18 protein-coding genes are annotated in these 22,134 nt (G+C 57.9%); 7 read left to right on the top strand and 11 right to left on the bottom strand.

Annotated features, from left to right (window positions below; all coding sequences use genetic code 11):
• The first annotated feature begins 1 nt into the window (after position 1).
• Entirely contained in the window at positions 2-661 is a 660-nt protein-coding gene (locus BDE40_RS03415) for a GntR family transcriptional regulator (protein WP_134012837.1), read from the top strand.
• 41 nt (positions 662-702) lie between these two features.
• Here the strand turns inward: BDE40_RS03415 and BDE40_RS03410 are convergent, their stop codons facing one another.
• The 6 genes from BDE40_RS03410 to BDE40_RS03385 form a co-directional block, all read right to left on the bottom strand.
• Positions 703-1,965 (bottom strand): ABC transporter permease, encoded by a 1,263-nt coding sequence (locus BDE40_RS03410; protein ID WP_134012835.1) that lies wholly within the window; start codon positions 1,963-1,965, stop codon positions 703-705.
• The gene (locus BDE40_RS03405) at positions 1,962-2,891 is read right to left on the bottom strand and encodes an ABC transporter permease (protein ID WP_246030346.1); all 930 of its coding nucleotides are present in this window, start codon (positions 2,889-2,891) and stop codon (positions 1,962-1,964) included. Before BDE40_RS03405 ends, BDE40_RS03410 begins: the two co-directional genes overlap by 4 nt.
• Positions 2,892-2,897: 6 nt before the next feature.
• The gene (locus BDE40_RS03400; protein WP_134012833.1) at positions 2,898-4,010 is read right to left on the bottom strand and encodes an ABC transporter ATP-binding protein; all 1,113 of its coding nucleotides are present in this window, start codon (positions 4,008-4,010) and stop codon (positions 2,898-2,900) included.
• Positions 4,011-4,125: 115 nt separating this feature from the next.
• Positions 4,126-5,262: an extracellular solute-binding protein gene (locus BDE40_RS03395; protein ID WP_134012831.1), complete on the bottom strand. Its 1,137-nt coding sequence runs from the start codon at positions 5,260-5,262 to the stop codon at positions 4,126-4,128.
• A 184-nt stretch (positions 5,263-5,446) separates the two neighbouring features.
• Entirely contained in the window at positions 5,447-6,682 is a 1,236-nt protein-coding gene (locus BDE40_RS03390; RefSeq protein WP_134012829.1) for an NAD(P)/FAD-dependent oxidoreductase, read from the bottom strand.
• Positions 6,675-8,063 carry an NAD(P)/FAD-dependent oxidoreductase gene (locus BDE40_RS03385; protein ID WP_246030345.1) on the bottom strand — a complete coding sequence of 463 codons (1,389 nt, stop codon included), beginning with the start codon at positions 8,061-8,063 and terminating at the stop codon, positions 6,675-6,677. The genes BDE40_RS03390 and BDE40_RS03385 overlap by 8 nt, the downstream gene beginning before the upstream one ends.
• 123 nt (positions 8,064-8,186) lie before the next feature.
• Between BDE40_RS03385 and BDE40_RS03380 the strand changes: the two genes are divergently transcribed.
• From BDE40_RS03380 to BDE40_RS03360, 5 genes are read left to right on the top strand one after another with little or no spacing between them, the layout of a single operon-like run.
• On the top strand, positions 8,187-8,951 hold the full coding sequence (locus BDE40_RS03380; RefSeq protein WP_134012825.1) for a DeoR/GlpR family DNA-binding transcription regulator: 765 nt from the start codon (positions 8,187-8,189) through the stop codon (positions 8,949-8,951).
• The gene (locus BDE40_RS03375; RefSeq protein ID WP_134012823.1) at positions 8,948-9,754 is read left to right on the top strand and encodes an N-formylglutamate amidohydrolase; all 807 of its coding nucleotides are present in this window, start codon (positions 8,948-8,950) and stop codon (positions 9,752-9,754) included. The genes BDE40_RS03380 and BDE40_RS03375 overlap by 4 nt, the downstream gene beginning before the upstream one ends.
• Positions 9,744-11,108, top strand: coding sequence for a glutamine synthetase family protein (locus BDE40_RS03370; RefSeq protein WP_134012821.1), 1,365 nt, complete (start codon positions 9,744-9,746; stop codon positions 11,106-11,108). The genes BDE40_RS03375 and BDE40_RS03370 overlap by 11 nt, the downstream gene beginning before the upstream one ends.
• Positions 11,109-11,120: 12 nt before the next feature.
• The gene (locus BDE40_RS03365; RefSeq protein ID WP_134012819.1) at positions 11,121-12,500 is read left to right on the top strand and encodes an aldehyde dehydrogenase family protein; all 1,380 of its coding nucleotides are present in this window, start codon (positions 11,121-11,123) and stop codon (positions 12,498-12,500) included.
• 1 nt (position 12,501) lies between these two features.
• Positions 12,502-13,647, top strand: coding sequence for an iron-containing alcohol dehydrogenase (locus BDE40_RS03360; RefSeq protein ID WP_134012817.1), 1,146 nt, complete (start codon positions 12,502-12,504; stop codon positions 13,645-13,647).
• Positions 13,648-13,696: 49 nt separating this feature from the next.
• Here BDE40_RS03360 and BDE40_RS03355 read toward each other — a convergent pair whose 3' ends face one another.
• The 5 genes from BDE40_RS03355 to BDE40_RS03335 form a co-directional block, all read right to left on the bottom strand.
• Complete coding sequence (locus BDE40_RS03355; protein WP_134012815.1) at positions 13,697-16,138, bottom strand: GcvT family protein; 2,442 nt, start codon at positions 16,136-16,138, stop codon at positions 13,697-13,699.
• An 8-nt stretch (positions 16,139-16,146) separates the two neighbouring features.
• Positions 16,147-17,034 (bottom strand): phosphotransferase, encoded by an 888-nt coding sequence (locus BDE40_RS03350; protein WP_134012813.1) that lies wholly within the window; start codon positions 17,032-17,034, stop codon positions 16,147-16,149.
• The gene (locus BDE40_RS03345) at positions 17,031-19,040 is read right to left on the bottom strand and encodes an ABC transporter permease (protein ID WP_134012811.1); all 2,010 of its coding nucleotides are present in this window, start codon (positions 19,038-19,040) and stop codon (positions 17,031-17,033) included. Before BDE40_RS03345 ends, BDE40_RS03350 begins: the two co-directional genes overlap by 4 nt.
• On the bottom strand, positions 19,037-20,068 hold the full coding sequence (locus BDE40_RS03340) for a quaternary amine ABC transporter ATP-binding protein (protein ID WP_134012809.1): 1,032 nt from the start codon (positions 20,066-20,068) through the stop codon (positions 19,037-19,039). The genes BDE40_RS03345 and BDE40_RS03340 overlap by 4 nt, the downstream gene beginning before the upstream one ends.
• 101 nt (positions 20,069-20,169) lie before the next feature.
• On the bottom strand, positions 20,170-21,114 hold the full coding sequence (locus BDE40_RS03335; protein ID WP_134012807.1) for an ABC transporter substrate-binding protein: 945 nt from the start codon (positions 21,112-21,114) through the stop codon (positions 20,170-20,172).
• 200 nt (positions 21,115-21,314) lie between these two features.
• Here BDE40_RS03335 and BDE40_RS03330 point away from each other — a divergent pair, with 200 nt between their 5' ends.
• Positions 21,315-22,121 (top strand): DeoR/GlpR family DNA-binding transcription regulator, encoded by an 807-nt coding sequence (locus BDE40_RS03330; protein ID WP_134012805.1) that lies wholly within the window; start codon positions 21,315-21,317, stop codon positions 22,119-22,121.
• Positions 22,122-22,134 lie beyond the last annotated feature (13 nt).

Genomic DNA, 22,134 nt, shown 5'->3' with positions numbered 1-22,134 from the left:
CATGGGGCAATCACAAACCGAACAGGCACTCTCGCGTTTGCGGGAGATGGTCTTCAGTGGAGAACTTGCCGCCGGATCAAACCATTTCGAGGCTGATCTCGCGGACAGGTTGGGCATGTCCAGAACACCCGTGCGGGAGGCCGCGTTGACGATGAAAGCGCAAGGATTAGTGGATGTGCAGCCCCGACGCGGCGTCCGTGTTTGCCCGATCTCAGCCGAGGATATGGCCGATATTTATGACGTTCTATGCGAACTGGAAAGCCTCGCCGCCGCCCGCGCAGCGGAGCGTGGATATACGGCTAACGACCTACAGATCGCGCAAAACTGCATTGATGCTATGGACGCGGCGCTCACGGATAACGACCGCACGGCTTGGGCAGAGGCTGATGACAGGTTTCACGCGGAATTGGTGCGGCTGGGCGGCAATGCGCGGGTGATCGAAATCGTGGCGCGCTATACCGACCAGGTTCGACGGGCGCGGATGATGACGCTGCCGCTGCGTCCGCTGCCGGTTAAATCCAACGAAGACCACCGCGCGGTGCTAGACGCGATCCAGATCGGCGATGCTGCGCGCGCAAGAGACCTGCACCGCGCGCACCGCAACGCAGCACGTTCTCTGCTGACCGGTCTTATCCGTGATCTGGGATTGCACCGGCTATAGTACGGTGTGATCGGGCCGCACTTGAGTGCAGCCCGACCCGCTCATTCGCTGTTCAGGTTGTTGGGATCGAACACATTGCCAAACGCACCCGTTCCGGAGCTTGGTGCAGGGTCTGGCTTCGGAGCTTCCTCTTCGGACAGATTGCCCGGCGCGAACACGTTGCCAAATGCACCGCTGTTCTGCGGCGCGTTTGCCGGAGCCTGCGCTGGTTGCTCGGCTTCTTCGGCCGCCCTCGCCTCATCTTTGATACGACGCGCTTCGCGAAGCTCTTTGATCCGCTGCTGGATTTCGATCTGCTTGGCTTCACGCACCTGAACTTTGCATGCCTCAGGGCTATATTTCTGCGCGGTGCCAACAAGGACGATCACCACGAAGGCGAGCAGAACAAGCAGGATCGCAGCAGGATTGCCTGTCATGAAGCCGGGCAGCACACCAGATTTATTGGCTGATACTTTGCCTTGCTGGACAGCCAGTTTGCGTTCTTTGTTGCGGTTTGCCGCCTCGAATGCCAACGCGGCAAAGATCGTCAGAACAATGATGATGAACGCCAGCGACGAGATCGACGGGTTGATCCCCAACCGCACCTTTTGCGCCAGCACGGTGGTCAGGGTCTTGTAGTCGATGATGGTGAAGGTGGTGGTGTTATAGTTCTCGAACGAGGCGAGAAACGCCAGCACGGAGGCCGACGCAATGGCCGGACGCATGAAAGGTAGCAGTATTTTGCGAAACGCTTGGGTGTGGGTCGCGCCCAAGTCCAACGCCGCTTCGGTCAAGCCGGTGTCAAAGCGTTGTAGGCGCGCGACGAACACAAGCATCGCATAAGACGCGATGAAGGAGGACTGGCCAAGGATGGTCAAGAATATCCCGTTGTGGAACAGCCCGTGCAGGAACGACCCGTCCGTTGCCCCAAGTAAGGCCCCTGCCCGATCCCAGAACACCAGCGTCGAGATGCCCAGCACCACGCCGGGAATAAGAATCGGCGCGATGATCATGGTGTAATAGGTCGAGCGAAGTTTCGGCCACACTTGCGTCAACACGATGGACGCCGCCAGCCCCATAGAGACCGACAGGATGACCGTGCCGATGCCGATGACGATGCTGTAGTAGATGCCGTCGCGGATGTGCTTGTCGTTGAACAGGACGTCGAACCACTCAAACGAGAAGCAGGCCCATGGCGACACGGTCGGGAAGCTGGAGGAGTTGAACGCCGTGAGGCTCATCACCACAAGCGGGCCCAGAAGGTAGCTAAAGAAGATCAGAAGATAGGCACCAAGGGCAACGCGGATAAGGTTGGCGGAACTCATTTGCCGATGTCCCCCATGTTGACCTTAAAGATCTTCATCACCGTCAAAACGATGATGATCGTCGAGGCCAACAAGACAATCGCGTAAGCCGCGCCCTGCTGCCAGTTCAGCGAGTCGTTGAACCACTGATAGACCAGCTGCGTAAACCAAAGACTGCTTGGCCCACCCAAGATTTGCGGTGCGGCCAACGCGCCCGCCGACAGCATGAACACCATGGTCGCGCCGGACACGATACCGGGTTTTGCGTGGGGGATGACAATGCGGCGGTGGATGCGCATCCAGCTGGCCCCCATGTCACGCGCCGCCTCGATCTGGTTGCGATCAAGGCTTTCGATGACGTTATACATCGGGAACAGCATCAGCAGGATGTAGGCATATCCAAGCCCCGCATAGAGGGCGATGTCTTGCCGGATGAAGTCAATCGGCTCGCTGGTCAGGTGCAGGAACATGAGAGCTTCGTTCAGCAAGCCACTGTCTCCAAAGATAATTCTAAGCGCGAAGGCCCTCAGAATTTCGTTGATCCAGTACGGGATGATCAGCAGAACAACCAGCAGCCGCACAAAGCCGGAGCCTTTGGATTGCCCAAGGAAATACGCCAGCGGGTAGCACAGGAAGATGTTGAAGATGGTGACCAGCATCGCCGCAATAATCGTGCGCACGAACACTTTAAGGTCGACGGTGTTGTAGGTCTGATGCGTCGTATCCGAACCGTAGATCAAATGCTCATAATTGCTCAGGGTGTAGACATCTTTCGGGCCGCCCACCTCGGCAGGTGGCAGGTTGAAGCGGAAGGAGTAATCCAGCATCGACAACTGCGGCAGGATGATCAGGAAGATCAGCCAGAAGGACACCAGCCCGATCAGCAGGCAGCCCATAACAACGCCGTTGTTTTTGAAGAAGTCGGAGAAGATCATTTTCTTTTTCATCGACGTCTACTCCGACGCCAGTTCGCCCGCGGGCATCGTGACGGCATTCGACGCGTCGTAGCGCAGCGACAGGTTCTCGCCCCGCACCGAGATGCGATCCTGCCCCAGATTGGGAACTGACATCTTGATCTGCTTGCCGCCATCGCCTTGGAGGAAGACGCTGAACGAATTGCCCTCGAACTCTTCGTTGATCACATTGGCTGAAATCGTGGTTTTGCTGTCCGCGTCGCGTGGCGCAAGCTCAAGCGCCTCGGGGCGGATGAACATCATCGCGTCGTCACCCACGGCCAGTTTGCCAACTTGCGCAGGCGTAATCCGTGACAGAAGATCGCCGGATCGGTTCGTGGTGATCACCGCCTCATTGCCGCTGATAGATTTAACCTTACCACGGAAGACATTGTTTTCACCGACAAAAGAAGCCACAAACGGGGTCGCGGGATCGTCGTAAATGTTGTGACCTGTGTCGATTTGGTCAATCACACCCGCCTTCATGACGGCCACGTTGTCGGACATGGTCAAGGCCTCGCCCTGATCGTGGGTGATGTAGATAAAAGTGATCCCGACCCGCTGCTGGATTTCACGCAATTCAGTGCGCATGTGTTGGCGCAGCTTCAAATCAAGCGCCGAAAGCGGCTCGTCCAAGAGCAGCACATCAGGGTTCGCACACAGCGCCCGCGCGATGGCAACGCGTTGCTTTTGGCCGCCGGACAGCTCGCTTGGCAGCTTGTCGCCCTGCCCGCCCAAGGCGATCATGTCGAGCAGCTCGTCGGCGCGTTTGCGGCGCTCGGCAGCACTGGCGCCCGCGACCTCCATCGAGAAGGAAATGTTCTCCCAAACCTTCATCAACGGGAAAAGCGCGAGGTTCTGGAAGATCAACGCCGTCGGACGCTTGTTCGGACCGATACCCGCCATGTCGTTGCCACCGATCAACACGCGGCCTTCACTTGGCTCAAGAAAGCCCGAGACAGCACGCAAAATCGTCGTTTTCCCACAGCCCGATGGCCCAAGGAACGAGAAGAAATCGCCGCCGTTGATATTCACATTTGCATCTTTTACGGCTGTAAAGTCGCCGAACCTGATCGTGATGTTCTCAAGATCAACTGCTACACCAGAACTCATGTAGTCATTCCCCGTTGTCAGTTTTAGTCCGAGCCCTGTACCGAGCCCTTGGTCGGGGTTATCCCCTTGCAGTCCGGCCACATCAAGGATGCCGCCGGACCAAAGTCATTTAAGCTTATGCGCTTTGGAACTTGTTCACAAACTCCGTGCGCACATCGGCGTACCACGGTGCTTCTGCTGGCCATGCGTTGAGATTGGCCAAAGCGTCGCCCGGATAGGCTTCCGCGAAGTTTTTCGCATAGGCTTCGCCCGCCAGCTTGTCCGCCCCGAGGATCGGGGAGTTGTAGCCGTGCTGGTCAATAGCCGGACCTGCGTTTTTCGGATCGAAGGCAAACTTGATCAACTCGTATGCTTGATCAATGTTCTTCGCGCCTTTTGGCATCGCCAGACCGTCAACCCATGCCATCGCACCCTCTGCCGGTGCTTGATACGTCACAGGCTCGCCCGCTGTTTTGAGCGCAAGAGGTGGACCGTCCCAAGTCTGGCCGACAACAACACCGTCGTTCAGCAGACCGTTTTTCTGCGTATCGGCGTCGTTCCAAATCAACTTAAGGTTGGCTTTGCGTGCGATGCACCAGTCGGCAATCATACCCCAGGTTTTGCGCATGTTCTCTTCGGACTCGTAGGCAGCCCAGACAGAGCCCGGATCCATTTCGCCAGACGCTTCCATATAGAGGCCTGCACATAGCATGCCGGAATGCGCACGGATCATGGTCTTGCCCGCGTTCTCTTCGGACCAGATTTCGCCATAGCTTGGCACGCCGGACGCATCCGCGGGCGACCACTTGTCTACTCGCCAGGCCATGCCTTCCGTACCCCAGATATGCGGAATCCAGGTGTTGCCGCCGAAATCCCAAGCGTCCGGACCGATTTTGGCCATTGCGGGGTTTGCGGCATCAATTGGAATGCGGGTCATGTCGAACGGTTGCAGAAGTTCTAACGGCCCCCATTGCAACGAGCGGTTGTTGGTCGGGCCGATCAGATCAGCGCCGGAGCCTTGCGAGGCTTTCATCTTGTTGATCAACTCCTCGTTGGAGCCGATACCGATGTAATTCACCTTGATGCCGGTCTCGGCGGTGAAATTTGCCAGCATGTCTTCAGGCCAGTAATCGGACCAGTCCATCAAAGTCATCTCGCCGGATGTCGCAAATGCCTTGGACACCAGTGCGGGCGTTGCCAACGCGGCCACACCAGCGACCGCACCGGACTTGAGGACCGCGCGGCGGCTAAACGTGTTTCGAGTGTTTTTCATAAAGTTATTCCCTCCCGGAATAGTTGGAGCACCACAGGATGTCGTGCCTTTCGCAATTTTCATACCCAGTTATCTACAGGGTTTTTGATGTCACTTTTGTTACACGCGCCCCACTGTGACAGCCCGAAGCGTTCAATGGCCCCTCACTTTGTCCCACAGAGGGTGTTACGCATCGCAGTTTCAGTCAATCGGTGGGCTCCGATATTCTTAGCGCTACGTCTCGTCCGGCGCATGCTGACGCAATTTCATGCGTTTGCACAAGTACGCGCTGTTCAGGGCCGGCGCGCAGTTTCCGCCCCCAGATTTGTTCGCCGTCGCACTCTGCAATCAACTCCCCATCAACGTGTTGAGCAACACGAAGTTGAATGTCTCTCATGCCTCCGACGTCTTGTGATAAAACGATATTTTGAGGCACGGCATAGCGCAGACGGTGGTCGTTCACCGAAACCCTTACAGATGGTTCGGATTCTGGCAATAGTCCCGCAAGGTCCCGAGCGACCCATTGACCGGTCCGCCCTCCCTCTGACCAACTCCATCCGGCCGTCTCGACGGGGCGCAAAACATTCCCTGTGGCAAAATAAGTGGGGTCGGACATCCGTCCCCATTGATCGACCTGCGGACCACCGGTTGCCGGATCAACCAGTAGATGACCACTACGGGCAAGTGCCGCCTCCGGCGTGAACTGGCCGCTGAGAATAACGCCGTCGCACTCAATGCGACTGATTTGCCCCTTGGCGTCTTCAAGCACGACGCCTTCCACCTTGGTGTCGCCCAGAATTTCAACCAGGCGCGAACCCGTGTGGAGCGCCACCCCGGCCAGCCTTGGGAACAACGCGCAGGGCCAGCGTGCGGTGACACGTTCGTTGCCTTCAATCATCGCCACGGGACGAATTCCGGCATGGCGGCAGGTCAGGATGGCCGAGAAGGCGACAAGTTCGCTGCCGACAATAACCGGTCGCTGGAACGGGCGGCGCTTTGTCAGATACACCATGGATTGCAACGCACCCGTATTCACAACGCCCGCGACACGGGGCCCAGAGACCAGCCGCGCGGAACGCGGGGTTTCGCGCACACCGGTGGCGAGGATCACCCGTTTTGCCTTCAGTTCAGTCACCCCGGTTGGTGTGACCAACAGCAGATTGCCACCGGCACGCGCTTCGACAACGGTTGTGAGCGTGCGGATATCGACGCCTGCCGTCTGTGCCGACGAGACAAGGCGGGCTGCGTAGCTCGGGCCGGTCAAAAGCCGGTTGAACTCCCGCAATCCAAAGGGCGGATGGCCGCAGTGGCGCGGAATACCGCCCGCCTCTGCTTCGCGCTCCAGCACGACGACCCGTTCCACACCTGCGGATTTCAGCGCACTCGCGGCAGCCAGCCCAGCGGGCCCACCGCCGATAATTGCGACATCAACGTCACTCATGGGGAAGTTTCTCCGCCATCGCGGACACGAAACAGCCATCGGTGAGTTCTGCCAGCCGCGCGGAGCAGTAAAAGCCCTGACACCGCCCCATAGTGGCTCGCGTTTGCCGCTTCAGACCTGCCAACGACCGCGCAGGCAACGGGCCATGCAAAGCGGCCTCTATTTCGCGCCTTGTGACCAATTCACAGTGGCACACCACCTCGCCCGCGCCGTCTTGCTTCCAGTCGCGTAGGCCAGCCTCTGACAACATGTTGGCTTTGGGAATTACAGGGTCGGGCAGCTTGTCATGCGATGCTCCCATGTTCTCGTACAGGCCATACACGTGCCGCGCGATCCCCAACGCGCCGCTCAGGCCGGTCGAGCGGATGCCGCCCACGGTGATCCAGTTCTGCTCTGACGTCGCACTGATGCGGTATTCTTTCTGTTCGGATGCCGGACGCAGACCCGCATAGGTCGCCGTTACTGGCATGTCCTTCAAGGCGGGGACTTTGTTTATGCCATCCGCAATCAAAGCCTTCAGGGTCTCCTCGTCGGTAGAGGCGTCAGTGCGGCTGTCCTGCTCCTCGGCTGTCGGGCCGACGGCCAGATTGCCGAACACCGTGCGGAACACGACAATCCCTTTGGTTGTCTCGCTGGGGACTGGCAAAATAATCGCTGATACCAAACCGCTGGCGGCCTTGTCGAATACAACAAACTGCCCCTTACGCGGTTTGACTTCGAAATGCGTCTCGCCCAGCAATGCACGGTTGACCGTATCCCCGTACAGCCCAGCACAGTTGATCACATGGCGAGTGCGGAGGGTTCCGTTTGTCGTCACAACGCGCCACTCGGCACCATCGAACCCGCCATCGGTTACTTCGCAAGAGGTAAAAACCTTCGCGCCGTTCTCCATCGCCTGACGCAGGTAAACATGGGGCGCGGACCACGGATCAATGAGACTTTCGCCGGGGACATGGACCGCCCCCAAAGCGTTCCGACTGAGGTTTGGTTCCCGTGCGCGCAAGGTTTCCGCGTCGACCAGTTCGACATCAGTCACACCGTTGAGATGCGCTTTGGCCTTGATGCTTTCGAGGTTGCGCAATTCGTCTTGGGTCCACGCAACGACATAGGCCCCCGCATTGTCCTGCACCAATCCCAAGCTGTCGCGAATGGTCTGGTATTCCGCATATCCGTCACGAATACAGGCCAGTTCCAACGAGCCTTCGGGGGCATCAAAGCCGGTGTGCAAAATCGCGCTGTTTGCCTTACTGGCACCGTCCAGAATGTCGGTACTTTTTTCCAGCACTGCGATGCGCGCACCTTCCAAGGTGAACCTTCGCGCCACTGCGCAGCCAACCACACCTGCACCGACCACCACCACATCAAACAGTGATTGATCCAAGTTTGCGCCAAAATTTCCTGATGATCGCTGTTGATGTATTGACAATCCGTGACCAATTATTGACCGTTTGCTGACCACTTTTGTAGATTTTGTGACCACGTTAGTCAATATCATCGGAAAACTATGAAAAAGCACAAAAGGCAGGCCAAGCTGATCGAATTGGTCAGAAAGCGGGAGGAAGTGTCAGTCGAAGAGCTGGCACGGCTTCTTGAGGCATCGCGTGAAACTGTGCGCCGTGATCTGACACAGCTGTCCGATCGGGGCAAAATCCAAAAGGTGCATGGCGGCGCGACCCTGCCCCGCGCCCTTGGTGAAGGGCATTTCCAACAGCGAATGTCTGAAAACGTCGACGCCAAAATGAAAATCGCGAAACTGGCCGCCGGGATATTCAAGCCGGGCGAGACGTTGTTGTTGGACACCGGCTCGACCACGTTATTTCTGGCCGAGGAACTGGCCAAGTCCGCAGGGCTGACAATCGTTACGAACTCTACCGAAATTGCCCGCACCATTAGCAAAGGAAATAGCGGCAACCGCGTGTTTTTGTTGGGGGGCGAGTTTAGCGCGGCCAACAACCAGACACTTGGGGCGATGGCGACAGCGCAGCTTCGTGCATTTCGTGCCCATCACGCTGTCTTGACCGTTGGCGCAATGGATGCGCGAACTGGGGCGATGGATTTCAATTTTGACGAAGCACAGGTAGCGCGGGTAATGATCGAGCAGTCAAACGAGGTCACCGTGCTTGCCGATGCTTCCAAATTCGAGGCATTGGCATCGTTTGAAGTGTGTCCGCTGTCCTCGATCCATCGTATCGTTAGCGACGGCCCCGTCCCGAATGACATCCGCGAGGGACTTGTTGCCGCTGGCAAGCAAGCCGTGATCCTCGAATGAGCCGCCCTGTGACCTCCAAACTCCTAGACCAATCCGATGGGCCAGCCTTCGAGGTGATCAACCGAAGCGGCCAGAGCCCCGTTGTGCTGGTCTGCGAACATGCTGCCAATCGCGTGCCGGCTGGGTTAGACAACCTAGGCCTGACCGAAGAACAACTTGAGGCGCATGTGGCATGGGACCCCGGGGCTTCGGCGTTGGCCAGACGACTTAGCGACACGTTCGACGCACCTTTGGTCGAAGCGCGGTTCTCGCGTCTGGTTTACGACTGCAACCGCTCCCCCGACGCCCCCAGTGCAATGCCTGCAGATACCGAATTCTGCACGATCCCTGGCAATGCACATGTCACCGAAGCCGACCGCGCGGCGCGCACCAAAGACATATACGAGCCGTTCCACGCGGCGGTTGCCAAGGTTCTTGCTGAGACACCCGCGCCCGTTCTGGTGACCATCCACAGTTTCACCCCCGTTTTCCACGGCAAGACCCGTGACGTCGAAATCGGACTCCTGCATGCCGAGGACACCCGTTTGGCGCATGCGATGATGCCAACGCTTGAAAGCTCTGCTTACGACGCCCGTTACAACGCGCCCTATGGGCCGGAAGATGGCGTGTTGCACAGTATCGAAAAGCACTTGTCGGATCGGCGGCTTCCTTATGTAATGATAGAAGTCCGCAATGATCTTCTCGCGACTGACGCTGGCCTGTCCGACATTGCCACCCTACTCACACGAAGCCTCACTCATGCGCTCTCGAGCATGGGTGTTCCCCATTCCCTAGCCAATCCGGATGTATCTGATGCCAAATAAATTAACCTTCGACGCACTCAAAAAACAAGTGAAAGCCGGAGAGATCGACACGATCCTTGTCTGTCTGGTCGATATGCAAGGGCGCTTGATGGGCAAGCGCTTTCTAGCCCAGCATTTCGTCGACAGTGCGTATGAGGAGACCCATTGCTGCAACTATCTGCTGGCGACCGATCTGGAGATGGCGACGCCGGACGGCTACGCCTCCACCAGCTGGCAGTCGGGCTATGGCGACTATGTGATGAAGCCGGACTTGGAAACCTTACGCCCCGTGCCTTGGCTTGAGGGAACGGCGATGGTGTTGTGTGACGTCCTTGATCACCACACGCATGAGGCTGTTCCGCATTCCCCACGCGCCGTGTTGAAAAAGCAGCTCGAGCGTTTGGACGCGCTTGGATTTAGTGCGGCGATGGCGACCGAATTGGAGTTCTTCCTCTTTGAGAAAAGCTACGACGAAATCCGCAAAGGCGGCTTTCGCGACCTGACCCCGATCAGCGGCTACAACGAGGACTACCATATCTTCCAGACCACCAAGGAAGAGCATGTGATGCGGCCCATTCGCAACCACCTCTATGCGGCGGGTATCCCGATTGAGAACACGAAGGGCGAGGCCGAAGCCGGTCAGGAAGAGTTGAACATTCGATATGACGCGCCGATGAATTGCGCCGACCACCACACGATTGCCAAACACGCGATCAAGGAGATCGCTTGGCAAAATGGCCATGCGGCATCGTTTTTGCCGAAGTGGCATCAAGACCGCGTCGGCTCGTCCAGCCACATTCACCAGTCACTTTGGAAGGACGGAAAGTCCGCGTTCTACGACCCGGACGCCAAGCACGGGATGTCCGACCTGATGCGCCACTACATGGCTGGCCTGATCAAATACGCGCCGGACGTGACCTATTTCCTCGCGCCATATGTGAACAGCTACAAGCGGTTCCAGAAGGGCACCTTCGCGCCGACCGGCACCGTGTGGTCCATCGACAACCGAACCGCGGGCTTCCGGCTATGTGGCGAAAACACCAAGGCCGTGCGTGTGGAATGTCGTGTTGGCGGGTCTGACCTGAACCCGTACCTGGCCATGGCCACGCAATTGGCCGCGGGCATCGCGGGCATCGAAGAAAAGCTGGACCTGCAACCTGCGTTGACCGGTGATGCCTACGAAGACACAGGCGCAAAGCAAATACCTGCCAACCTGCGCGACGCGATGGTGACGTTGAAAGGCTCCGACATGCTGCGTGCGGCGCTTGGCGACGTGGTGGTGGATCACTATCACCGCTGCGCAGAAGTGGAACAGGAAGATTTCGAGCGCGTTGTCACCGACTATGAAATTGCGCGCGGATTTGAGAAAGCCTGAGGGGGAAGACCAGTGACCAAAACTTTAAAATGCATCTCTCCGATTGACGGATCGGTGTTCGCTGAACGCCCCGTATTGAGTGCCCCCGAGGCCGAGGCCGTCGCCCGCACCGCGCGCGACGCCCAACCCGCGTGGTCCGCACACCCCTTGCAAGACCGCATTGATCTGGTGATGGCGGGCGTCGCCGCCGTTGGCGCGATGAACGACGAGATCGTGCCAGAGCTGGCCCATCAAATGGGTCGTCCGATCCGCTATGGTGGCGAGTTCGGCGGGTTTAACGAGCGCGCCAGCCACATGGCCGAGATCGCGCAGGGCGCATTGGCAAACATCGAAGTCTCCGACGATGGCGACTTCCACCGCTATATTCGCCGCGTGCCACACGGCGTCGTTTTGGTCGTGGCCCCGTGGAACTACCCCTACATGACCGCGATCAACACCGTGGCCCCTGCCCTGATTGCGGGGAATAGTGTGGTGCTGAAGCATTCCACCCAGACCTTGCTGGTTGGCGAGCGCATGGCGGCGGCCTTCCACAGCGCTGGCGTTCCGAAAGAGGTCTTCCAAAACATCTTCGTCGACCACGTCACCACGTCGCATCTGATCGGCAATCGCAGCTTTGATTTCGTCAACTTCACCGGCTCTGTCGGTGGAGGTCAGGCCATGGAACGCGCGGCAGCGGGCACCTTTACTGGCGTCGGGCTGGAACTTGGCGGCAAGGATCCTGGCTATGTGATGGAGGACGCTGATCTGGATGCAGCGGTCGATACGTTGATCGACGGGGCGATGTTCAACTCCGGTCAGTGTTGCTGTGGGATCGAGCGGATTTATGTGGTGGAGGCCCTTTATGACCAGTTCGTCGAGAAGGCCGTATCTATCGTGAACGGATACAAGCTTGGCAATCCGCTAGACCCTGAAACCACCATCGGCCCGATGGCCCATACCCGCTTTGCAAACGAGGTGCGCGGGCAAATCGCGGAGGCAATCTCTGGCGGCGCGAAGGCGCATATTGCCCCATTCGCAGAGGATGACGGCGGCGCATATCTAACCCCGCAAATCCTGACCGAAGTGACCCATGATATGCGCGTTATGCGCGAAGAAAGCTTCGGGCCTGTTGTCGGCATCATGAAGGTTAAAGATGACGCCGAGGCGATTGCGTTGATGAATGACAGCGAGTTCGGCCTGACCGCGTCGCTTTGGACAAAAGATATTGAGCGCGCCCAACGGGTCGGTGACCAGATAGAGACGGGCACGGTGTTCATGAACCGCGCCGACTACCTTGATCCGGCATTGTGCTGGACCGGCTGCAAGAATACCGGACGCGGCGGGGGCTTGTCGGTCATAGGCTACCACAACCTGACACGTCCGAAATCCTACCATCTGAAGAAGGCACACTAAGATGAACCTGACTGGCAACTGGTCCTACCCGACCGCTATCCGTTTTGGCGCAGGGCGCATTTCCGAAATCGCTGACGCGTGCAAATCCGCTGGCATGTCCAAACCGTTGCTGGTCACGGACAAGGGGCTGGCGTCGATGGAGATCACCACGCGAACGCTTGACCATCTGGACGCGGCGGGGTTGGGGCGCGGGCTGTTTTCCGAAGTCGACCCGAACCCCACGGACAAGAACGCCGAAGCTGGCGTCGCAGTCTACCGCGAGGGCGGGTATGATGGCGTCGTAGCGTTTGGCGGCGGCTCCGGACTTGATCTGGCGAAAGTTATCGCGTTTTGGGCAGGCCAATCCCGCCCGCTGTGGGATTTCGAAGATGTCGGCGATTGGTGGACCCGCGCTGACCCCAACAAGATCGCGCCGATCGTCGCCGTTCCGACCACGGCTGGCACTGGCTCTGAAGTCGGGCGCGCCAGCGTGATCACCAATTCGGAAACCCACGAGAAGAAGATCATTTTCCATCCCAAAATGCTGCCCACTGTGGTGATCTGTGACCCTGAGCTGACGGTTGGCATGCCCAAGTTTATCACCGCAGGTACCGGCTTGGATGCCTTCGCCCATTGCGTCGAGGCCTTTAGCAGTCCGCATTACCACCCGATGAGCCAAGGGATAGCGTTGGAAGGTATGCGACTGGTGAAGGAATACCTGCCCCGCGCCTATGAAAATCCGACTGACCTAGAGGCCCGTGCGCATATGATGTCCGCCGCCGCCATGGGAGCCACTGGTTTCCAGAAGGGTCTGGGCGCCATTCACGCGCTGAGCCACCCGATTGGGGCGGTCCATCACACCCATCACGGCACGACCAACGCGGTATGCATGCCTGCGGTGCTGCAATTTAACAAAGACGCGATAGCGGCGCGGTTTGATATGGTTGCAGCCTATCTTGGAATCGCTGGCGGTTTTGACGGGTTCTGCGCCTATGTGGACGAGTTGAACGCATCGATGTCGATCCCGAAAACGCTGACGGAGCTGGGCGTCAAAAACGCGGACCTAGACCTGTTGACCGACGCCGCCTTGCGCGACCCGAGCACGGGCGGCAATCCGGTCGAGATGACGGCTGCGAACACCAAAGCGTTGTTCGAGGCCATTCTCTAGCCGCCACGTTAAAGGCGTTGGCGGCGTTCCCTGCGCCGCCAACTTCGCACTACGCCTTCACACGCTCCATTTTTGGATCATACAGCGGTGCCAAATGGACCGTACACGGAACCCGTTCGGTCGCGACCTCCAACTCGTAGTCGCCATCCATCACATAGTTCGCATCAATGGCTTCATCCGAGCGGACATAGCCGTAGCCGATTGATTTGTTGAGCGTGTAGCCAAACCCGCCGCTGCTCAGCCAGCCGACCCGCTTGCCGTTCCGGTAGATGGTTTCCCGACCGGACAGCACAATATCAGGGGCCGCGGTGAAGCCTGCGAGTATCTTCTTCACCCCATTGTCACGCTGCGCCTCGGCTGCTTTGCGCCCTTTGAAGTCGATGTTCTTTTTCAATTTCACTGCCCACGCCAAACCTGCTTCGGCGGGCGTGTGGTCGGGGCCGATATCTGCCCCCCATGCGCGGTAGCCCTTTTCCAAACGCATACTTTCAATCGTCCGGTATCCTGCGTCTCGCAACCCGAACTCCGCGCCTGCTTCCGCTAGTGCGGAATAAACCGTGGTGGCGTATTCCACCGGCAGGTGAAGCTCCCAACCCAGTTCCCCCACATAGGTGACCCGCAAAGCGTTCACCGGGCATCCGGCTATGCCGATGGTCTTTGCCGTGCCGAACTTGAACGCTTCATTCGAGACGTCCGCATTGGTGACCTTTTCAAGAATGTTGCGAGCCTTTGGACCCATGAGTGACAGCACCGCATATGCGGAGGTCACATCGACCAGTTGCGCGTTCATGCCGTCAGGGATGTTGCGAGATATCCATTCGAAATCATGGGTCGCGAAGCCGGTACCGGTGACAATGTAATACTCGTCCCGTGCCACGCGGACTGTGGTCAGGTCGCACTCTATGCCGCCACGATCGTTGAGCATTTGGGTGTAGACCAGCGAACCCACCGGCTTCTGCACGTCATTGGCCGCAATCCAGCTAAGCGCCGCCTCGGCGTCCGGCCCCTTGAGAACAAACTTGGCGAAGGAGGTCTGGTCGAACAAAACCGCAGCTTCACGGCCGGCTTTGTGCTCCTCTCCCACGACGTCGAACCAGTTCTGCCGCCCGAAGCTATAGACGTCTTTAGGCTCCATTCCCGAAGGCGCGAACCAGTTTGGCCGCTCCCATCCCAGCTTCTCGCCAAAGCAGGCCCCTTTGCCTTTCAGCGTCTCGTACAATGGTGACTTCCGGCAGGGCCTGCCGGAGCTGTGCTCCTCGAACGGCCATGCCATCGTGTAATGTTTGCCATAGGCCTCGACGGTGCGGGTGCGGACCCAATCGGTGTCGAAATGCGGGCGGCCAAAGCGGCGGATATCCACGGGCCACAGATCAAATGGAGGCTCGCCCTTGGCGACCCATTCCGCAAGCGCCATCCCTGCCCCGCCGCCAGCGGCGATGCCGTAGGCGTTGAAGCCTGCACCGACGTAGAAGTTCTTCAACTCCGGCGCTTCGCCCAGAATGAAGTTCCCGTCCGGCGTGAAGCTTTCCGGCCCGTTCACCAGTTGCTTGATGCCAGCGGTCTGCAAGGCTGGCACGCGCCCCAAAGCAAGTTCCACGATCTGCTCAAAATGGTCAAAATTGGAGTCCAGCAACGTGTAATGGAACCCTCTCGGAATGCCATTGAGCGCCCACGGGATCGGGTTCGGCTCATAGCCGCCCATAACCAATCCCCCGACCTCTTCTTTGTAATAGGTCAATCTGTCGGGGTCGCGCAGCGTCGGCAGGTCTGACGTCACGCCGTCGATCTGTTCCGTGACCATATACTGGTGCTCCATCGGAACCAGCGGCACATTCACCCCGACGGTCGCCGCGAAATCGCGGGTCCATTGGCCGCCGCACAGAATGACCTTTTCGCATTCGATGAAGCCCTTTACCGTCATCACACCTTTGATCACGCCGTCTTCAAGCTCGATCTTGGTGACCTTTGTGTCCTCGAAAATAGAGGCCCCCGCCATGCGGGCGCCTTTGGCAAGTGATAGCGTGATGTCGGACGGGTTGGCCTGACCATCGGTCGGCATGTAAGCTGCGCCGACCACATCATCGACATTCATCAAAGGCCACAAATCTAGCGCTTCTGTTGGTGTGAGCAGCTGCATCTCCAGACCGAACGAGTGTGCGGTCGTTGCCTGCCGCTTGACCTCGGTCCAGCGTTCCTCGTTACACGCAAGGCGCAGGCCACCATTCATTTTCCAGCCGGTTGCTTGGCCTGTCTCCTTCTCCAACGTGTTGTAGAGATCAACCGAATAGCCCAGCAATTGCGTAATATTGGCGTTGGACCGCAACTGCCCAACAAGCCCCGCGGCGTGGAAGGTCGTGCCGGATGTCAGTTTCTGCCTCTCCAGTAAGACAACATCGGTCCAGCCAAGTTTCGCCAGATGATACGCGGTGGAGCAGCCCACGATACCGCCCCCGATAACGACGGCCTTTGCACTGGTTGGGAAGGTGCTCATGGTGTTCCTCACATTGCTTTGAAGTCAGAGAGCGCGGCATTAAATCGCGACATGTTTTTTCGGGTGTATTCGGCGTAGTCGAAGTCGATCTCGGAGTGGATTTCCGACACCATGCTCCACATGGTTTCGCGCAGCAGGGAGGCGCATTTCATCGCCTGATAGCGATTGCGTAGCTGGTCCGTCACAGGGGTTTCGAAATAGGTTTCCAACAGCCAACTCTCTTGCCGTTGGTTCAGTTCATTGTTGGATGCGAGCCCTGCGAGATCGAACAGCGGGGAGTTGAAACCGCCATATTCCCAATCCAGCAGCCACAACCGTTTTCCATCATCTATGAAGTTGGCCGCGAGCAGATCGTTGTGACCCAGAACTATCTGAACCGGCCCGACGGACCGCTCCAGTTTGTCTGCGGTTTCCAGCAGGTCCGGCAATATTTTGGTGTAGCTTGACCGGCCATGTTTCAATGTCGCCGCATAGTCACGCAGGACATGGAAAACCCAGAATGTCAGAATGGGGCCACGCAGGAACCGGACCGCATCGGAGTGACAGGTTTTGAGCAATGGAACGATCCGTTCCAGCATCGCGTCTTGGCGTATTGCTTTCTCGTCCAATGTGCGTCCTTCGACGAAGTCCAGCACCATGATGCCGGGCTCTGTATGCACAATAGCTGGTGCGATCCCCGCCGCATGTGCCGCTGCATGCGCGGCCTGCTCGTTAAAGCGCATGATCTGGTGCAGTACGATGTCCTCACCTACACGCACCACGTAGCGCTTGCCCTGATCCCAGACCGAGACGTTGAAATTGGTGATTCCGCCACCCAAAAACTCGATCCCCTCCGCGGCGTTCCAGATGGGCAAATTCGAGACCTTGTCCAAGGCTCTTTGTTCAGCTTCGGTCATGTTGCCATCCCCATTTTAGTGCGTGCCCTGGTGGCGAAAGCGGACAATATGCGATCGGCAATGATGGCGATGAAGGCCACCGACAGCCCCGCAACAATACCTTGTCCGGTGTTGGCTTTAGTCAGGGCGATATAGACCTCCTGCCCGAGGTCACGCGTGCCGACCAATGCGGTGATCACCAGCATGGACAGCGCCAGCAAGATGGTTTGGTTCAGGCCCAGCAGCAGCTCTGGCAAAGCCATGGGCAGCTTGATCCGCCAAAGCAGCTGCCTTGGGGTGCAGCCGGACACCAGCCCGGCCTCTATGAGTTGTGGATCGACGCTGCGTACGCCATGCGCCGCGTAGCGGACAGCAGGGGCCATTGCATATAGCACCACTGCGACCATGGCCGAAAAATCGCCGACGCGGAACAGCATCACGACGGGGATGAGATACACGAAACTTGGCAGGGTTTGCAGCGTGTCGATGAACGAGCCGATGATGCGGTTTGCCCTATCGTTTTGGGCGGCAAAGATGCCCAAGGGGATACCGATTGCCGAAGCGACCAAAACCGAAACCCCGCAAAGATAGACGGTGACCATCGCTTTGTTCCAAAGGCCGACGGCCGCGATGAATGCTGTCAGCACCCCGCTGAGAAGCCCAAGTCCGATACCGCCGACCCGCCAGCCGATCAGCGTCATCACGATGATGCCCCACGCCCAAGGTATCCCTACGAAGAAGCGTTTCACGGGCAAGAGCAGGTAGGTCAGGAACACGGTTTTGACCGCCTCGAAGGCTTCGAAGAAATTGACGTTAATATAGCCGATGACGTCCGACCAGAACGTGCCGGTCGAAAGGGTCATGCTTTTGGGGTAGTCCTGAACGGCAGGGAAGATGTAGGACAGCAGGAAGGTCCCAACCGCCACGACCACCACGGTCACAAGCCAAGGATGACGCTGCGCGAAGTTCTTGGTGGTGTGGTTCGCCACCTCGTCGGGAACCCGTGTGGCGAAGGCCTGACTGAGCCGGTCCAGCGCGATTGCCATAACCACGATGGCGACGCCTGCCTCAATTCCGCCGCCGATATCCAGACGGCGCAACGCGGTCAAAACGTCATACCCAAGCCCGCCCGCGCCGATCATCGAGGCGATGATGACCATGTTCAACGACAGCATGATCACCTGATTGACCCCCACCATCAACGTGGGCGCAGCCGAGGGGATAATAACCTTCCACATCAGCTGTCGTTTGGTGCAGCCGACCATAACGCCGACGTCGTGAATTTCGCTTGGCACCCCTCTCAGGGCGACGATTGTGACGCGCACCATCGGGGGCATTGCGTAGATGATCGTTGCGACCAATGCCGCGACCGGACCGAAACCGAACAGAAACAGGATTGGCACCAAGTAGGAGAAAACCGGGACGGTCTGCATCAGGTCCAACACGGGCCTGATCATGGTTTCAAAAAGTGGCATGCGATACGCAAGTATGCCCAGCAGCAAGCCCCCGACTGCCCCGATAGGAACTGCGATCAGAACCGAGGCCAGCGTCACCATTGCGCTGTCCCATTGGCCAAAGATTGCGAGGTAGCCGAAGCATCCCGCCATCAACGCGGCCAGTTTCCAGTCGCGCGCATAGTGGCCCATTGCAACCAAAGTGACGATGACGGCAACCCAGCTAAGCGACGGCGCCACATCCACCGCATCGCTGCCCAGCCCGACTGAAAAGCCGTCGATCAGCGCGTTCCGCGCGAAGCTGTATGGCGCTTCTATCAGCGCGGATATGAACCGCGTTAAATCGCGAAAGCTGAACAGGCCGAAACTGGCATCCTCGACAAGCCATTGCATGAAGGCGCTAATATTGGCTTCCAGATGCAGTTGCGCTTGGGCGGGGTATTTGATGATCCAGCGCGCACCAAGGGCCTTGTAAAGAGGAAAGGAATAAGCCGACAGCGCCCATGTGACCGCAAAAATTGGCAGCCAGAACAGGGCCGCCTTTTGCAGGAATATGCGGCGCAACAGGTTCATTTCTTCAGTACCCGACCGACCAACACGTCAATGACAGCTTGCCTGCCAATCGTCCCGACCGCGTTGCCATCGTCATCGAGCACCCTGAACGGCATATCACTTGCCTCAAGCAGGTCCGCGACCGCTTCGATGCGCTGGCCGATGCCCACTTCGCCTGATGTTTCGATGTCGGCACCTCCGCCTGTCATCACCGCACCAACAGTGAGTACTTTCGAGCGCGACACATGGCGGGTGAATTCTTCGACGTAGTCTGTCGCGGGGTTCAGAACCAACTCTTCAGGGGTGGCGACCTGAACCACTTTGCCGTCCTTCATGACGGCGATCCGGTCAGCCAGTCGAATGGCCTCGTCAAAGTCGTGGGTGATGAAGACGATGGTTTTATGCAAAAGATTTTGCAGACGCAGGAACTCATCTTGCATCTCACGACGGATCAACGGGTCAAGCGCCGAGAACGGCTCGTCCAGAAACCACAGGTCAGGCTCGACCGCCAGGGATCGCGCGATCCCGACGCGCTGCTGCTGACCGCCTGACAGTTGACGCGGATAATATGCCTCGCGGCCCTTCAACCCAACCAGTTCTATGACCTCCCGCGCCCGCGCCTCGCGCGCAGTCCGCGGGACACCTTGCACCTCCAGCGGGAAGGCCGTGTTCTGCAGAACGGTCAAGTGTGGAAGCAAGGCGAATTGTTGAAACACCATGCCCATTTTCTTGCGGCGGATTTCAATCAGCTCGGCTTCGCTTGTGGTGAGAAGGTCTTTGCCTTCAAACAGAATCTCGCCACCCGTCGGCTCCACCAATCGCGACAAGCACCGCACAAGGGTGGACTTCCCGGACCCCGAGAGCCCCATAATCACGAAAATCTCTCCCTGCCGGATTTGCAGGTTCACCGCACGGACAGCCCCGATCAGCCCGTTGGCCTTTAGCGTATCTGAGCTGGGATTTCCGTTATGCTCGCTGTGAATACGTGATGCCTGAGAGCCATAGATTTTCCAGACGTTCTTGCAGTCCAGTATGATGGGTTTTTCCATAACATCCTCAGATGCAGGCAAATCGGACCGGGAAAGCCGGAGATATCGCGCATGATAGATTTGTCGGGTGGGCTCGTGCGCCCACCCCTTTGTCGCGGGGCTTAGTTGGCGATCCAAGTGGACCAAGCCGCCTCATTGGCCGCGAGCCAAGCATCGGTCACCTCGTCAACCGATTTGCCGTCCAGATCGACAGCTGCAACCATATCACCCATATCGTCATTATTGACCGAGAAGGCTTCGATTGCCTTGGCAGCACCCGGCCAAGTTTCGGCAACGGTTGAAGACGCAACTTTCCAGATCGGACCGGTTGGCTTGCCGCAATCATAGGCCATCGAGGTGTTCATCCCGACAGACGGATCATTATAGCACTCGGTCGAGTATTCAGGGAATTTTACGAAGCTGCCTTCATACTTGGTCGGTGCCCAGTGTGGGGCATATATCCAAAGCACGATCGGTGCCTTGCGCTGGTAGGCACTTTCAAGTTCGGCGAACAATGCGGCGTCGGTGCCTGCGTGAACCACCTCGAAATCCATACCCAAAGCTTCGACGCGTTCATCATCAAAGCCTCCCCATGTCACCGGTCCACCCAGATAGCGGCCCATCGGTGCAGTCTCGGGCGTGGCGAATTCGCTGGCACAATCGTTCAGCGCTTTCCAGTCGGGCAAGCCCGGGCAGACCTCTTCCATATAAGCCGGATACCACCATTCCTCGATGGCAATCATGCCGGTTTCGCCCATGTTGACCACCTTGCCTGTCGCCGTGGCCTCGTCCATGGCTTCGCGGCCGGTGGTTTCCCAAATTTCCATGGCAACGTGCAAATCGCCCGTCTTCAGGCCCGCAAACTGTGCAATGTAGTCGGCCTGTACATATTCGACGTTATAGCCCGCTTTGGACAATACCTTGCCCATGAGGGTCGTTGTGACCAGTTGACCGGTCCAGTCATGCATCGTCAGCTTGATCGGTTCTTGAGATTCAGCAGCAGCCAAGGCTGCGCCAGCAATGCCAAGCCCTGCGACGGCAGCCGCGCTAAAAGTGAAAATACGCATAGAATTCCCCTGTCTTGTTCGAGTTACAGACCCAGAGCCCCCCAAGAACGCTGGATTCGGTTTGTTCTTAACATCGAAGTTTCAACACTCAGCGCCACATATCAATAGTAAAACCACATTTGTGTGGTTTTTATTGTGGCTGAACCGTGTAATTTGTGGCTTTCTGTATAAATATTCTACGATTCCTGAAAGACCCGCTTATGAATGCGCCCACCTCATCCCATGCCAAAACCAGCCAAGATGCGCAGATTTCGCACCGTGCGAAGGAGATTTTGGACCTGATCACGGTGGCGGGCGGCAACATGCGGATTCAATCCATTGCGACTGCGCTGGATGTTTCCGAAGAAACGGTGCGCCGGAATCTCAAGCCCCTCTCGGAAGGAGGGTTGGTGAAGCGGGTGCACGGAGGGGTCTATCTCCAGCAAAGCTCCAGCGAGTTGAGCTTTGCACAGCGCATGGACGAAAACCCCGTCCCAAAGCAACGCATTGCAGCCCATATCGCGGGTTTAATCAGCGACGGCAGCTCGCTATTTCTCGATATCGGTTCAACGACTGCATTCATCGCAAAGGCCTTGCGCACCCACAAGGAACTGCTGGTCGTCACCAATTCTGCGGCGGTTGCCCATACATTGGCCGCGCATAACAACAACCGGGTTTTCATGCCAGGTGGGGAACTACGCGCCCATGACGGCGGCATTTTCGGGGCGCAGGCCATTGAGTTCATCCGTCCATTCCATATGGACTTTGCTGTCCTTTCGACGGCGGCGATCAACGCGACCAACGGGTTCATGCTGTTCGACCTTGAAGAAGCATATTATTCCCGCGCGATCATCGAGCGCGCTCAAACGCGGATCATTGCGGCCGATAGTTCCAAGTTCGGGCGCACGGCGCCCATCTCGATCGGACCCGCGTCCGATGTAGAGTTGTTGATTACCGATGCCGCACCACCGCCCGACATCACAAATGCAGCGCGCGGTTGGTCTACTGAAATCGTCGTCGTTGGCTAGAACATAAACAAAG

The organism is Litoreibacter halocynthiae (assembly GCF_004365635.1).
GTDB lineage: Bacteria > Pseudomonadota > Alphaproteobacteria > Rhodobacterales > Rhodobacteraceae > Litoreibacter > Litoreibacter halocynthiae.
Note: the sequence above shows the minus strand (reverse complement) of the source record. Positions and strands in the feature narration are given on the sequence as shown.